This window comes from Nocardia sp. NBC_01009 (genome assembly GCF_045208035.1).
Classification (GTDB): domain Bacteria; phylum Actinomycetota; class Actinomycetes; order Mycobacteriales; family Mycobacteriaceae; genus Nocardia.
The window spans coordinates 366,959-381,304 of sequence record NZ_CP108695.1 but is presented as its reverse complement, the minus strand read 5'-3'; the positions used below and the strand labels follow the sequence as shown (position 1 = coordinate 381,304).

The window sequence follows — 14,346 nt, the reverse complement described above, 5'->3', positions numbered from 1 at the left end:
CGCTCGAATGCCGCCCGCCGCACAGGCTGCCACGCCCCGGTGGCCCGCAGGCGACGGGAAGGTCGTTTCGGTCGCGGCCGACGCCGAATCCGGTCCGGAGTCGGAAGCTGCGCCGGTGCCGCAGGTGGACGACCTGACCGTGATGTATCGAGGTCGTGGTGGGGCCGGCGGGACTGAACAGAGTGGTGGCCGATCCAGCGTCGGTGGTGGATCGGCCGATCGGAGGCGGGCAGTTCAGATCGTTGCGGGCGCCGCGGCCCTTGCCGGCCGGGGCGTGCGGTCTGCGACAGTCATCGCCAACGCGGCACACGCGATGAGCGCGGAGACGAACGGCAGCCAGAACGCGCCGAACGAATCCAGCACCGCGCCACCGACTATGGAGCCGATCCCGCTGCCGAGGTAGATGGCGGAGCCATTGAGGCCGAGGGCGACGGTGGGCGCGTCGGCGGCGATGCCGAAGAGACGGGTCTGCTGGGGAACCATGATGGTGGCGCCGAACAGGCCGATGATCGCCAGCACCGCGAAGACGGTCCATGCGGCGTTGATGGCGGGACCGAACAGGATCAACCCGACCGCGGTGCCGATGATGCCGAAGATCAGCGTGCGCTGTGGCCCGTAGCGGTCGACGGCGCGGCCGGCCTGCGCATTGCCGATGACCTGCCCGATACCCATGGTGAGCAGTAGCCACGCGAGCAGCTGCTGGGATACTGACGGCGCGACCACAACAGGCAGATAGACGAACGTAGTGAACGTTGCCGTCGTGGCAGCCGTGGTGACCATCAGCACCCGCAGCACCGGTCGGCGCACGAGCACACGGATGCGTTCTCGCAGACCGGTTTTCGGGAGCGTGACCCGCGGCAGCAACAACACGAGCACCGCCGCGACGGCGCCCGCCGCGGCGATCGCCCACAGCACGCCACGCCAGCCGATCCAGCGTTCGACGAAGATGCCGATCGGCACGCCCGCGACACTGGACAGGGTGAGCCCGGTGGCGACCACCGACAGCGCCTTACCGCGGTTGGTGTCATCGGCGACCACGCCTGCGACGGCGAAGGCGTTGGCCTGGAACGCCGCCGCGCCCAACGCGGCCACGATGCGCGCGGCCGCCATGATCGCGAACGTCTCGCCCGCGGCTTGGCCGATCATGCCGAGCACGAAAAGCACTGCACCGCCGCCCAATAGCCAGCGCCGATCCCAAGATCCGGTGGCGGTCGCGATGAGTGGCGATGCGACGGCGTAGGTCCAGGAGAACATCGTGGTCAGCTGGCCCGCGGTGGCGACGGAGACGTTCAGGTCGGCGGCGATGAGCGGCAGCATGCCGTTGAGCACGAACAGGTCGGTGCCGAGCACGAAGGTGCCCACAGCGAGTGGAATGAGAGACCGAACCAGATTGTTCGATGATTGTCGAAGCATCTTAGTATGCTGAGATATGATTCGATTGTTGTCAAACGATCGGGGAATGGATTTGCGCCAGCTACCGCAGCCGAGCACCGCCGACCTGGACCTGGTCCGGGTGCTGAGCGCGCTCGCCGATCCGGTGCGGCTGGAGCTGGTCCGGGCGCTTGCGGGGGTGCGCGAACCGCTCAGCTGCAGCGTCGACAAGTTCGATGTCGAGATCACCGCCGCGACGCTGTCGCACCACTGGAAAGTGCTGCGGGACTCGGGCGTCACAACGACCTTCGCGTCCGGGCGTAACCGGCTCGTCGAACTCCGGCGCGACGACCTCGCGGAGCGTTTCCCCGGTCTGCTGGACGCGGTACTCGCCGACACGGCACGCTGAGGCCGATCCGGCGGCGGCAGCTGACGTGACGCCGGAGTAACCGCGAAAGATACGGTTCGACAAGGCTTTCCGGCACCGGCGTCGATATTGTTCGGGTCGAACGTATTTCGCACTGGGGTAGTCGTGGCGCGGAATTGCGCCACGGCGACAGTCGGTGCTCGCGCCTTCGACGCCGTTCGGGTTGCGAGTCGGCTTCGATCATGTGAGGTTTGGCAGGCGAATCAGTCGCCGCGGAGAGCGCCGATCCGGGCGCGAAGATCCGGCAGCGAACCGCCGGAAAATATTCTAGAAAATTCCTGCAAAATACTTCCCCTGGCGCGGTGTGCTCTGTATCGTCCTTTTCGGCAAACAGCTAGTGACCGAGTGGTCACTACGGTGAGATCGGAGCAATACCTTGAGCTTTTTCCTATCCTTTGGCCCCCTACTGCAGCTGATTGCCACTGGTTCGGCGAGCCTGTCGGCGCATTAGCAACGAAGCCGCCAACTTTCGGCTAACGCGCGGTCGCGCGTAGGTTTTCCAGAAGGGCCCGATCCATGACGAGGGGATCGGGCCCTTAGGTATTGTCTGCCCCAATGTCACAGGATGCGAATACGGGACGAATGTATGCCGGGCAACCCGTAGAGGACCGGCAACGTCAGCGGCGTGCGCGTTTTCTGGAATCGGGCCTGACGGTCTTTGCGCGCGACGGCTACGCCAATAGCTCGGTCGGCGCTATCTGTAAGGACGCCGGACTATCGTCACGGCAGTTCTACGAGGAGTTCACCGGTCGCGAATCCCTACTACTCGAGCTCTACCAGCAGATCGATAGAGAGTCGCGCGACGCGGTCACCGCCGCACTGGACAAGAAAGCCGACGCGACCGCACTCGAGATCATCGACGCGTCGGTCCGCGCCTATGTCGAGGCTATCGGGTCCGATCCGCGCAAGGCGCGCGTGGCGCTGGTCGAAGTGGTCGGCGCGGGGCCGAAGGTGGAAAAGTTCCGGCTCGAATTGCGCCGGGTCTGGGGTTCGCTGCTGGCCAGTGCCGCGGAGGACGCGGCCATGCATGGCGAAATCCCCACGGGCGACTACGAGATGCGCGTGCTGGCGATCATCGGCGCGGTCAACTACGTGGTCGACTCCTGGAGCGGCGCGGATCCGCGGCCACCGCTCGACGACGTGATCAGAGTGCTCAGCCGGGTGATCATGGGCGCGGTCGGCGCGTAGCGCCTTGCCGGAGACGGCGATGCGGCCTCGGCGCGGTAGCGTCGCGGCATGGAGACAGTTCCCATCCAGATGCCGGACGGCAGCGTCGTTCCGGTGCGCCTGATCCCGGCGAGCGGTGCGCACAGCCATCCGGTGACCCCGGATGCGCCGCGCCCGGTCGTGGTGATGGTCCCGGGGCTCGGTGTCCCGGCCGGATACTACGAACTGTTCGCCGCCGGATTGGCCGAGCGCGGGTTCGATGTGGCAATCGGGGAGATGCGCGGCCAGGGCGACAGCAGGCCGCGGCCGAGCTCGTCGAGCACCTACGGCTATCACGAGTTGGCATCCGTCGATTTCCCGGCGATCTTCGAGGTTGTGCGCGACCGCTTCCCGGCAAGCACGCCGTACCTGCTCGGCCACAGTATGGGTGGCCAGCTAGCCGTGCTGTATGCCTCGCGGATCCGCGGGAGGCTCGGCGGGCTGATCCTGGTCGCCTCCGGATCTCCGTATCACCGTGGCTTCCGTGGACTTTCGGGACCCGGGATGCTCATGGGCACCACGGCGATCTCGCTGACCGCCAACATCGCGGGCTTCTGGCCGGGTGACCGGATCTCGGTCGGAGGCTTCGGCAGGCAGTCGAAGGTGCTGATCTCCGACTGGGCCCGTCTGTCGCGCACCGGCTGCTTCGTTCCGGTCGGCGCGGATATCGACTACGAGGAGCGGATCGGCAGGCTGAAGCTGCCGATCCTGTCCATCACGATGACCGGCGACGACCTCGCGCCGCCGAGCTCCGCCGCGCACCTGCTGGAGAAGATGCCCAAGGCCGACGTGACGACCTGGCATCAGCCGGAGTCACTGGGGCACAACGGCTGGATTCGTCAGTACCGCAGTACCGTCGATCAGATCGAGAAGTGGCTGCGCGATCGTTAGCCTGCCGCGCTGCCGTTGGCCGGGGTGAGCGCCAAGACCGGAATCTCCCACGGCACCGCGTTCTGGAAGTCGGCAAGGAACGGCGCAACCTCCAACTCGCTGTCCCACAACCGCTTCCGCTCCGCGCCTTCGACGATCGACGCGACTACCGGCCAGGATTCGGTGCCGACCTCGATGGTGGCCTCGGGGTTTGCCACGAGATTGTGATACCAGCCCGGCTTGTTCGACCGCCCGCCGTTGGCCGCGAAAATCACCACCCGGTCGCCGTCGCGCAGGTAACCCAGCGGCCAGGTGCGCTGCTCGCCGGTGCGTGCGCCGGTCGTGGTCAGCAGCAGCAAACTCATGTTCGCGAACTGCCCTCCGACGACACCGCCATTTGCGCGGAATTCCGCGATGATTTCCCGATTCAGTTGCTGCCGTTGCTCATTGGACACACACCTCATGCTATTCGCGTGCCGGCGTTCCCGCGCTCCGAGCGACGCTGCGGTCTAATCGAGGTGTTTGCCGAAGCCGTCGAGCATGGCGGTGAGGCCGATCTCGAAATGATCGGTGTTCGTGACCGCGTCGGCGGCCGCGATGCGCACGTGGTGGCCGGCGGAATCCGCAGCGGGTGTGCGACTGCGTTGGGCTGCCACGGTGGCCACCGTATGGCTGAGGATGTGGCCGATCACGTACTCGCGCAGGCATCGGGTCAGCTGTAGGGCGATGGCCGCCGGAAAGCCGACACCCTGCAGGCGTTCCAGCATCCAGTTGCCGGTCTCGACCGACGTGGCGCTGCGGACCGGTCGAGTTGCGAAGATGGGTACCGCATTAGGGTGCCGACGCAATGTCGAGCGCAGTCGATACGCGTAGGTGCGCATCAACTCGGGCCAATCCTCTTGCCAGGGCAGGGTTTCCATCTCCAGCTCGGCGAACATCGCGGCGGCGATGGCGTCGAACAGGTCCTGCTGGTCGGTGAAGTGGCGGTAGGCGGCCATCGGGTCCGCGCCGAGTGCGGCTCCCAGTTTCCGCATGGTGAAACCGTCTAGGCCCGCCTCATCGATGACGGTCAGTGCGACCGTGGCGATGTAGTTGCGGTTCAACGTGGTCCGGCCGCTCGGCGCCGGCCGCTTCCGGTCGCTCATGCGCCCGGCCTATAGACGGCATCCAGCAGCCGAGCCGCAGAGTGCGATCGGTGGGCCACGCCTGCTCCTCTGCTCATTTTGTCTACAAAGTAGATGTCATCTACATCGTAGATAGGAAACGGCCACCGCCTGCCGGGTCCGGGCCGACCGGCGGTGGCCGAGTGTCCGTCAGCGGGATCCGCCCTGTTCCATCAGCATCTGGGTGAAGAACTCGTAGATGAGTCCGGCCTGGAACGCCGACTGCTTGTTGTCGGCGGCGCCGCCGTGGCCGCCTTCGATGTTCTCGTGGTACCAGAAGGTGTGGCCCTGTTCCTCCAGCAGTGCGGCCATCTTGCGGGCATGGCCGGGATGCACGCGGTCGTCGCGGGTGGACGTGGTCAGCAGGATCGGCGGATAGGTGACCTCCGCGCGGGCGTTCTGGTACGGCGAGTACTTGCTGATGTACTCCCATTCCTCCGGCTGGTCCGGGTCGCCGTATTCGGCCATCCACGAGGCGCCTGCCAGCAGCAGGTGATAGCGCCTCATGTCCAGCAGCGGCACCTGGCAGACGATGGCGCCGAACAGTTCCGGGTAGCGGGTCAGCATCACGCCCATGAGCAGGCCGCCATTGCTGCCGCCCACCGCGCCGAGCTGGTCGGCGGTGGTGATGCCGCGGGCGACCAGATCCTTTGCGATGGCGGCGAAGTCCTCGTACACCTTGTGCCGGTTGGCCTTCTGCACGGAGGTGTGCCACTCGGGGCCGTATTCACCGCCACCGCGGATATTCGTCATCACCCAGGTGCCGCCGCGCTCCAGCCAGCCCATGCCGGAGGCCCCGCTGTAGGCGGGGGTGCGCGACACCTCGAAGCCGCCGTAGCCGGACATCACCGTCGGGCCGGGGCTGTCCTTGCGGTCCCGGTGACGGATGACGAAGTACGGCACCATGGTGCCGTCGTCGGACTCGGCGAAGAATTGCTCGGTCTCGATGCCGGAGGCATCGAAGAAGCCCGGTTCCTGCTTGAGTTGTTCGGTCCGGCCACCGACGGCGCTGGCGAGCAATGTCGTGGGATTGGTGAATCCGCTGGTGGTCAGCATGAACTCGTCGCCACCCTCCAGCGGGTCCAGGTTCATCACACTGGTGGTGGCCATGGGCGGGGTGTCGGCCAGCGGCTCTCGGGTCCAGCCGTCGGGGCCGGGGGTGAGGACATAGAGCTTGGTCTGCACGTCCTCGAGGGTGATCAGCAGCAAGTGGTTCTCGGTCCAGCCGTAACCGTGCAGCGAGGTGTGTGCGTCCGGGGTGAATATCACCTCGAATTCTCTTGCGCCGGAAAGGAATTTCTCGAAGTCGATGGCCAGCAGCGCGCCCGCGGGGTAGCTCGCGTTGCCCACCTCCCACGGTGACTTCAGCCGGATCAGCAGCCAATCCTTGTACCAGGATTCGCTGGCATCGGTGGGCACGTCGAGGTGACGCAGGCTGCCGTCGTCTTCGATCAGGTAGACCTCTTCGTTGAAGAAGTCGGTGGCCCGCCCGACGAAATGCCGTTCGTAGCCGGGCGTGCGGTCGTAACCCGCCGACACCGCGACATCGCCCGCTTCACCTTCGAACACCGTTTCCGCCTCGGCGAGCGGGGTGCCGCGCCGCCAGCGTTTGGCGATTCGCGGGTATCCGGAATCGGTCAATGAGCCGGGCCCGAAATCGGTGCCCACGTACACCGAATCGATGTCGATCCAGCGCAGTTCCGATTTCGCCTCGGGCAGCTGGAAACCGCCGTCGGCGGGGTCGATGAATTCCCGCTTCTCGATATCGAATTCGCGCACGACTTTCGCGTCGGCGCCGCCACGCGACAGGCTGATGAGGGCGCGTGACTGTTCCGGCCGAAGCACCGCGGCGCCGCCCCACACCCAGTTCTCGTCCTCGGCGGTGGCCAGCGCGTCCAGGTCGATCAGCACCTCCCAGTCCGGTGCGTCCTTGGCGTACTCGGCGAACGTGGTGCGCCGCCACAGCCCACGCGGGTGGGCGGCGTCCCGCCAGTAGTTGTAGAGCCAGGGGCCGCGCCGCCCGGGATAGGCGATCTTGGTGTCGGTGTCGAGCATGTCGAGGATGCGGCGTTCGAGATCGGTGAACCGTTCGGACGCGGCAAAGCGCGCCACGACCACATCGTTGTGCGCGCGGGCCCAGTCCAGGGCCCGCTCATCGGTCACTTCTTCGAGCCACAGATACGGATCGTTCACACTCTGCTCAACACCGCTCATGTCCACATTGTTGCCGAGCGGTGCGGCGGTGGGTGGTCCGGTTACCAGAAGTGGGCGACGTCGAGCACGACTCGCGACCCGCTACCTGGGCCTTCGAGGATGAATATCCGGAAGGGCAGTCGCGTGCGGACCCCGAGCCCGACGGTTGTCTGTCCCTCGAACGAGCCCGCCCACGCGGCCTGGCGGAAGGTGCGGTAGCCGGTCAGATCGACGAGTTCGCCGCGGTTCGACGGGCGGTAGGTGCTGTTGCCCGTGGTGTCGTTGGCGGGCGCGAGGACGACGATGTGCAGGAATGCGCCACCGCGCAGGGGAACCGGTGTGCCCGACGCGTCCATCACGACTTCGTCGACGTAGCCGACTCGATAGCCGATGGCCGAGCCTGCGAGATCGAATATCAGTCGGTCGTAGCAGTCGTGCCGACCGGAGCGGATGTCGGTGAGCGGGGCAGCGGACATGGCGGGGTTCTCTTTATCGAGCGAACCCCAGACAAATCCGCAGTAGGCAGTCGCAGCAGCCGGTCTCGGAATGATCCAGAGGCCTACACAAGTCGCGACCGAGGCAATCAGGAGCACTATGCGACGCATGGCCGCACCGCCTTCGGCAGTTGGGGTAGATATTTTCGATAAATCGGTCGAATCGGACATGTTGTTACGCGGTGGTCGGGCGATGGGTATGCACCCGATTGCGCTCCGTAGTATCGGCATTTCCGCGCCGAGCGAACAGGAGCCCGAGCTTGTCTCCATTTCTGTGGGAACAGCATTGCTGTCTGCCGCTGCTGCCCTCGGCGCGAATCGAGGAGTTGGCCAGGTACCCGCGCGGTTCCTATCTGTCGGTGAATATCGGATACTCCAGGCAGTCGACCGCGGATTCGCTGGCGCTCGCACGGCAGTTTCGCCGGGATGCCTTGGCGGATGGCCGATTTCGCCTCGTACAGGGATATGACGATGTCGCCGCCGATGCGGAAACCATTGCGCTGGCCTTCGACCTGGAAGACGCGGGTCCGCTCGGCGGGCAGCTCGACAATGTCGAAGTGTTCTACGACCTCGGCGTCCGCTCGCTGCTGCCGGCTTACAACCACGCCAACGAGGCGGCCTGCGGGTGCCTGGACACCGAGGACACCGGACTCACCGCCTACGGCCGTGATCTGGTGCGCACGCTCAACGCGGTCGGCATGTTCGTCGACGGCGCACACTGCTCTCGGCGCACCGGCCTGGATCTGGCCTCGCGCACCGAAGCGCCGATGATCTACAGCCACGCCAACTTCGACGCGCTGTGGGAACACCCGCGCAATATCACCGACGAACAGGCCGCGGCCTGCGCAAGTACCGGCGGGGTGATCGGCATCAACGGCGTGGGAATCTTCCTCGGGCACAACGGTCCCGAGGAACGCGCACAGCGGATGGAAGCAATGGCCGCGCATATCGAATACGGCGTCGAGCTGGTCGGCATCGACCACATCGGCATCGGTTCGGATTATTCGTTCGACGCCGCGGACTTCAACCACGAACTGCTGAACAACCCGGAGGCGTTCTCCGACGCCTACACCAAATGGGGTCCACTGCAATGGGTTCCGCCCGAGGACTTGCTCGGGCGCAGCGATCTGCCCGGACTCGACGAGCTGTTGTCGCGCCGTGGTTTCGGCGCCGCCGACCGAGCCGCGATCTTCGGCGGCAACTTTGCCCGCGCCGCACAGCAGGTCTGGCAGGACTGACCCCACAGCCGGGTGTGGCGCGACCGTAGAACGGTCGCGCCACACATCCCCCGCGGTCCTCCTCAGCCGAGGCGGACGAGCATCTTGCCGGTATTGGCGCCGGACAGGACGCCGAGCAAAGCGGCGGGAGCCTGCTCGAGCCCCTCGTAGACGGTCTCCCTGGTGCGGATGGTGCCGTCGGCCAGCCAGCCCGCCGCCTTGCCGATGTACTCGCCGAAGATCGGGAAGTAGCTGTTCACCAGCATGCCGCGCAGCGAAACCTCTTTGGTCGCGGCCTTGTACAGGTCGGGCCCCGCTTCGGCGGCTTCGCCGTTGTAGCCACTGATGGCGCCGACGAGCGCGATCCGGCCCTTGGGCCGCATGGCATCCACCGCGACCCGCAGGTGCTCGCCGCCCACGCTGTCGAGATATACATCGATGCCCTCGGGCGCCGCCGCCGCGAGCTGTCCGGCCAGGTCGCCCGCCCGGTAATCGATGGCGGCGTCGAAGCCGAATTCGTCGAGCAGCAGCGTGGTCTTGGCGGGTCCGCCCGCGGAGCCGATCACCCGTGCGGCGCCGAGCGCCTTGGCGATTTGTCCTGCGACGCTGCCCACCGCGCCGGCAGCGGCGGAAATGAACACGGTGTCGCCGGGCCGGATCGGCGCCACATCGGTCAGCGCCGCGTATGCGGTGAGGCCGGTGGTGCCGAGCGCGCCCAAGAAGTGATGCGTCGCAGCCAGTTCCGGCGCGATCGGGGTCGCGGTCGCGGCATCGAGCACCGCGTACTCACGCCAGCCCGCGAAGTGCGAGACCGTCGCACCGACGGGGATCTCCGGGCTGCGGGAGGCGATCACCTCGCCGAGCGCCGAACCCTCGAGTGCCGCGTCGAGCTGGAACGGCGGGATGTAGGACGGACGATCGTCCATCCGGCCGCGCATGTAGGGGTCGACCGACATCCATGTGTTGCGCACCAGGATCTGCCCGTCGGCCAGCTCCGGAACCGGCCGCTGCACCAGCGCGAAGTGCTCCGCCGTCGGGGCGCCGGTCGGCCGCGCGGCCAGCTGGATCTCCCGGGAGGTGCGAGGGAGGGTCGTGACGTCGTCTTCGGTGATGGTCTGCATGACGCTGCCTTTTCTTCGGTAGATCCGAACCGTGTCGATCCGGTACCGAAGACGTTATGGACTCGCGGACCGGGTTCCCAGGTCCTGCGATGCCACCAACCGGTCCATCCGCGCCAGCCTTGTGACCTGGCAAAAAAGGCGGTTCGGCGGCTAAAGCGGGCCCGAGGTCCGCAGCTGTGACGGCGACGAACCGGCCCACCGCTGGAAAGCCTTGCGCAGCGCGCGATCATCGGTGAATCCGAGCCGCCCCGCGATGGCCGCGGTGGTCAAACGGCCTTCTCCCAGTAGGGTTTTCGCCTGCTCGTAGCGCACCAGGTCGAATTCGTGCCGCCAGGTGGTGCCCTGCTCGGACAGCTGGCGTTGCAGAGTGCGCGGGCTGACCGCCAGCCTGCGCGCGATCGCGGCAAGCGACGCATCGCCGTCGGCGACGGCGGCCGCCACCGCGATGCGGAACGCATCGAGCGGACCGGTGATCGGGCGAGCTGTCGCCAGCACCAGATCGGCGTGGCTGCGCAGTAGGTCGGCGAGCAAGGGGTCCGCGCGCGACAAGGGGGCGGTGGCGTCGGCGGCGTTGAAGGTGATGGTGTCGGCGGGTGCGTCGAATTCGATGCGGTCGGTGCCGAAGGCGTCGGTGAGCGCCGTGTGATCGCGTGGCGCGGCATGACCGAAGGTGACCGAGGTCGGGATGACGGCGCGGCCGGTAGCCTCACGGGCCCGCCGCAGATAGTAGGCGAGCACATACTCGTTGACCATGGCCGCGACCGCCGGATCGCCTGCGGTGGTGCGGAAGCCCACGGTGAGGTCGCCGTCGTGATGCAGATCGAAGCCTTCGGCCGCCGCAGTCACCAGGCGGTGATACGGCTGGGCCGAGCGCAGCGCATCGGCGAGCGTCGACCCCGTGGTGACGAGGTAATCCCAGGTGGTGAGGGTGCCGAGTGGAGCGGCATCGGCCACGGCGATACCGCCGCCCGGCCCCGGCCGCGCGGCGGCCAGCAACTCCCACAGCCGGATCAGCGAACGCAGCGGAATTCGATTGAGCTCCCCGGCGAGGGCGGCGGCGTCGATGCCGTGCACCGTCGCGAGTTGTTCGGCGCCGACACCCGCGCGCCGTGCTTGCGCGAGGACCAACCGGATCAAATGGGTCGACGCGGTCTCGTCCAACGGGTCGAGCGCCAACGGCACCGATCGCTGTGCGGTGCGCGGATCGTCGACACCTGCTCCGCGATCAGCCACCCGTTCACAGTAATGAGCAGGCATCGGCCGGGTCGCGCGCGCGGTGCGGCCAGGCGCCGGTGACCACCCCTCTTGATCCGTTCATTTTGTTCACGCCGACGATCTGCCAGGTCGATGCGTCGCGCTTCTCACTGTTGCGGGGGACCGGTGGGTGAAGTCCTGGCGGCGGAGTTAGGCTCGGTAACGTGACTTCCCATTACGACGTTGTCGTTCTCGGTGCCGGTCCTGGCGGTTATGTCGCTGCCATCCGTGCGGCACAACTTGGCCTCCGTACCGCGATCGTCGAGCAGAAGTATTGGGGCGGCGTCTGCCTCAATGTCGGCTGTATCCCCTCCAAGGCACTGTTGCGCAATGCCGAACTGGCGCACATCTTCACCAAGGAGGCCAAGACCTTCGGCATCTCCGGTGAGGTGAGCTTCGACTTCGGCGTCGCGTTCGATCGCAGCCGCAAGGTCGCCGACGGCCGCGTCAAGGGCGTTCACTTCCTGATGAAGAAGAACAAGATCGACGAGTTCGACGGGAAGGGCACCTTCACCGACGCGAACACGCTCTCGGTCGCGCTGTCCAACGGCGGCACCGAGACGATCACCTTCGGCAACGCGATCATCGCCACGGGCACCGTCACCAAGCTGCTGCCCGGCACCTCGCTGAGCGCGAACGTCGTCACCTACGAGGAGCAGATCCTCACCAAGGAACTGCCCGGCTCGATCCTGATCGTCGGCGCGGGCGCGATCGGCATGGAGTTCGGCTACGTCCTGAAGAACTACGGCGTCGACGTGCGCATCGTGGAGTTCCTGGACCGCGCGCTGCCGAACGAGGACGTGGACGTCTCCAAGGAGATCACCAAGCAGTACAAGAAGCTCGGCATCACCATCTCCACCGGTGCGGCCGTGCAGTCCATCGATGACGACGGATCGAAGGTGACCGTCAGCATCAAGGACAACAAGAGCGGCTCGATCGAGACCGTCACCGTCGACAAGGTGCTGCAGGCCGTCGGCTTCGCGCCCAGGGTCGAGGGTTACGGCTTGGAGAACACCGGTGTCGCGCTCGAGCGTGGCGCCATCGTCATCGACGACAACATGCGCACCAATGTGCCGCATATCTACGCCATCGGTGACGTGACCGCGAAGCTCCAGCTCGCCCACGTCGCGGAGGCGCAGGGCGTCGTCGCCGCCGAAACCATCGCGGGCGCGCCGACCGTCACCCTCGGCGACTACCGCATGATGCCGCGTGCCACCTTCTGCCAGCCGCAGGTCGCCAGCTTCGGCCTCACCGAGCAGCAGGCCCGTGACGAAGGCTACGACGTGAAGGTCGCGACCTTCCCGTTCACCGCCAACGGCAAGGCCCACGGCCTCGGCGACCCGACCGGTTTCGTCAAGCTGGTCTCCGATGCCAAGTACGGCGAACTCCTCGGCGGCCACCTCATCGGCCCGGACGTCTCCGAGTTGCTGCCGGAACTCACCCTCGCCCAGAAGTGGGACCTCACGGTCAATGAGCTGACCCGCAACGTCCACACCCACCCGACGTTGAGCGAGGCACTGCAGGAAGCATTCCACGGCCTCGGCGGCCACATGATCAACTTCTGATCGGGTTCACCCGCGCCTCGACGGTGGCCGGTTCGCTGCGGCGGACCGGCCATCGCCGTTTTCAGCGCATCTGCGGTTGCTGGTAGGGCGGCTACTCCGCTCTGCCTGATACCGTCTCGAACTTGCTCGCTGATCCGGTCAGCGGCGCCGCTTGTCTGTCTCGCGTGGGTGACCGGTCCCGGCTTGGGTGATCCACAGCGTTCGGCGCTCGTCGTCGATCGCATACCAGATCCGACCGCCACTGGTGACCTCGTATTGCCACTGGTCCAGTTCGACTCCGTCGACAGTCACGCGTTTCAAGCTGAGTCTGAGGGGGTGCTGTCGTGCAGGTTCGTCACAGCAGCGTGGGTCGGAGGTGATTGCGACCCACGCGCGATCCAGGTTCTCAGAGGCCTGCGCAGCCAGCGCTGCCCATCCCACGGCGGCTTGGCGGTCACGGCGCGCACTACCCAACCTGTCGGCCTCCTGACTTCATCGCCTCGCCCCAGCTTTTCACTCATCGGTACCGCCCGGCTGCGGCACCTCGACAGAATCGGTTGTGTCGAAAGGTCCGCTCAGCCGACGGGCTAGCTCGGGATCGGAGTAGATCTCGGCGGTGGATTGCCATTCCCTCAGGGCACGGGCGAATGGGAGTAGTAGTCCTGTCGACGCCCCTGCAAGCAGGTGGTTCAGAAGTTCGGTTACACACTCCGGGCGCGCATTGGCCGGCAGCCATGTCAGCCACGGCAGCTCTTCTGCAAAGACTTCCTCGGCGAGGCTCCGGTTCGCTTTTGCGACTATCGCGAGAGATCGAGCAGCGAGCCCCAGCCCTTTGACCATGGCCTCGAACCGCTCGGATCGCATCAGCACCAGATTCTCTGCATCTCGTCGCTCGAGAATCACATCGGCGTCCTCCAGCGCAGGAAATACGCTGGTCTGCTTATTGATCAGCGTGGAGAACGGGAAGGTGTGAGTAGCCATGACTTCATGATAGAGGGGAAGTTCGAAACTAGTTCAGTTATATTCAGAGCATGCCGTAGGCGTGGGTGGGGGTCAGGCGGACCAGAGCGCGGCGGTCGGTGACCATGGCTCGGCGGTATTCGTCCCAGTCGGCGTGTTCGCCGGAGCCTGCGCGGTAATAGGCGATCAGTTCGTCGACGGTGGGGTCGTCGGGGGCGGCGGCGACGGGGGTGAGTTCGACGGTGCCTTCGAGGACGGCGTAGGCGAAGAAGTCGGGGCGGGTCACGTGGATCGCGGCCCATGGGTCGCGGACGAGGTTGTGATATTTGGCGCGGTCGGCGGTGATGGAGATACGGATGATCCCGTCGTCGCCGACGACGTGCAGGACGTTGGACAGCTGGGGGCGGCCGTTGCGGCGGATGGTGGTGAGCACGGATCGCTTGGTCGCGCGCGCGAAATCGAGTGCGGAGGACAGTTCCATGACCAGGTCAACCGGTCACCCTCGACGGTGCTTCCCCTGCGTGTC

15 protein-coding genes are annotated in these 14,346 nt (G+C 66.2%); 5 read left to right on the top strand and 10 right to left on the bottom strand.

What is annotated here, in order from left to right; translation table 11 throughout:
• Positions 1–234: 234 nt before the first annotated feature.
• Positions 235–1,413, bottom strand: a complete 1,179-nt coding sequence (locus OHA42_RS01680; protein WP_406233952.1) for an MFS transporter — start codon at positions 1,411–1,413, stop codon at positions 235–237.
• Between the two features lie 46 nt (positions 1,414–1,459).
• Between OHA42_RS01680 and OHA42_RS01675 the strand changes: the two genes are divergently transcribed.
• The 3 genes from OHA42_RS01675 (at position 1,460) to OHA42_RS01665 (ending at position 3,895) form a co-directional block, all read left to right on the top strand.
• Positions 1,460–1,780: an ArsR/SmtB family transcription factor gene (locus OHA42_RS01675; RefSeq protein WP_406233950.1), complete on the top strand. Its 321-nt coding sequence runs from the start codon at positions 1,460–1,462 to the stop codon at positions 1,778–1,780.
• Between the two features lie 573 nt (positions 1,781–2,353).
• Positions 2,354–2,986 (top strand): TetR/AcrR family transcriptional regulator, encoded by a 633-nt coding sequence (locus tag OHA42_RS01670; RefSeq protein ID WP_328406798.1) that lies wholly within the window; start codon positions 2,354–2,356, stop codon positions 2,984–2,986.
• A gap of 48 nt (positions 2,987–3,034) precedes the next feature.
• On the top strand, positions 3,035–3,895 hold the full coding sequence (locus OHA42_RS01665; RefSeq protein ID WP_406233947.1) for an alpha/beta fold hydrolase: 861 nt from the start codon (positions 3,035–3,037) through the stop codon (positions 3,893–3,895).
• On the opposite strand, the gene OHA42_RS01660 is transcribed toward OHA42_RS01665, so the two are convergent.
• The 4 genes from OHA42_RS01660 to OHA42_RS01645 form a co-directional block, all read right to left on the bottom strand.
• Positions 3,892–4,329, bottom strand: a complete 438-nt coding sequence (locus OHA42_RS01660) for a nitroreductase family deazaflavin-dependent oxidoreductase (protein ID WP_406233945.1) — start codon at positions 4,327–4,329, stop codon at positions 3,892–3,894. The two genes, OHA42_RS01665 and OHA42_RS01660, sit on opposite strands and share 4 nt — an antisense overlap.
• A 54-nt stretch (positions 4,330–4,383) precedes the next feature.
• Positions 4,384–5,019, bottom strand: coding sequence for a TetR/AcrR family transcriptional regulator C-terminal domain-containing protein (locus OHA42_RS01655; protein ID WP_406233943.1), 636 nt, complete (start codon positions 5,017–5,019; stop codon positions 4,384–4,386).
• A 168-nt stretch (positions 5,020–5,187) separates the two neighbouring features.
• Positions 5,188–7,251, bottom strand: coding sequence for a prolyl oligopeptidase family protein (locus tag OHA42_RS01650; protein WP_406233941.1), 2,064 nt, complete (start codon positions 7,249–7,251; stop codon positions 5,188–5,190).
• Between the two features lie 41 nt (positions 7,252–7,292).
• Complete coding sequence (locus OHA42_RS01645) at positions 7,293–7,706, bottom strand: hypothetical protein (RefSeq protein WP_406233939.1); 414 nt, start codon at positions 7,704–7,706, stop codon at positions 7,293–7,295.
• A gap of 278 nt (positions 7,707–7,984) precedes the next feature.
• Here OHA42_RS01645 and OHA42_RS01640 point away from each other — a divergent pair, with 278 nt between their 5' ends.
• Positions 7,985–8,962 (top strand): dipeptidase, encoded by a 978-nt coding sequence (locus tag OHA42_RS01640; RefSeq protein ID WP_406233937.1) that lies wholly within the window; start codon positions 7,985–7,987, stop codon positions 8,960–8,962.
• 62 nt (positions 8,963–9,024) lie between these two features.
• Here OHA42_RS01640 and OHA42_RS01635 read toward each other — a convergent pair whose 3' ends face one another.
• Together OHA42_RS01635 and OHA42_RS01630 are read right to left on the bottom strand one after the other, a co-directional pair.
• Entirely contained in the window at positions 9,025–10,062 is a 1,038-nt protein-coding gene (locus tag OHA42_RS01635) for an NADP-dependent oxidoreductase (RefSeq protein WP_406233935.1), read from the bottom strand.
• 150 nt (positions 10,063–10,212) lie between these two features.
• Positions 10,213–11,295, bottom strand: coding sequence for an AraC family transcriptional regulator ligand-binding domain-containing protein (locus OHA42_RS01630; RefSeq protein WP_406233933.1), 1,083 nt, complete (start codon positions 11,293–11,295; stop codon positions 10,213–10,215).
• A 185-nt stretch (positions 11,296–11,480) separates the two neighbouring features.
• Between OHA42_RS01630 and lpdA the strand changes: the two genes are divergently transcribed.
• Positions 11,481–12,881 (top strand): dihydrolipoyl dehydrogenase, encoded by a 1,401-nt coding sequence (gene lpdA, locus OHA42_RS01625; RefSeq protein ID WP_406233931.1) that lies wholly within the window; start codon positions 11,481–11,483, stop codon positions 12,879–12,881.
• 138 nt (positions 12,882–13,019) lie between these two features.
• Here the strand turns inward: lpdA and OHA42_RS01620 are convergent, their stop codons facing one another.
• The 3 genes from OHA42_RS01620 to OHA42_RS01610 all read right to left on the bottom strand — a co-directional run bounded on the left by OHA42_RS01620 (position 13,020) and on the right by OHA42_RS01610 (position 14,301).
• Entirely contained in the window at positions 13,020–13,172 is a 153-nt protein-coding gene (locus OHA42_RS01620; protein WP_406233929.1) for a hypothetical protein, read from the bottom strand.
• A 201-nt stretch (positions 13,173–13,373) separates the two neighbouring features.
• Positions 13,374–13,841, bottom strand: coding sequence for a hypothetical protein (locus OHA42_RS01615; RefSeq protein ID WP_406233927.1), 468 nt, complete (start codon positions 13,839–13,841; stop codon positions 13,374–13,376).
• Between the two features lie 43 nt (positions 13,842–13,884).
• Positions 13,885–14,301 carry a PPOX class F420-dependent oxidoreductase gene (locus tag OHA42_RS01610; RefSeq protein ID WP_406233925.1) on the bottom strand — a complete coding sequence of 139 codons (417 nt, stop codon included), beginning with the start codon at positions 14,299–14,301 and terminating at the stop codon, positions 13,885–13,887.
• Between the last annotated feature and the right edge of the window lie 45 nt (positions 14,302–14,346).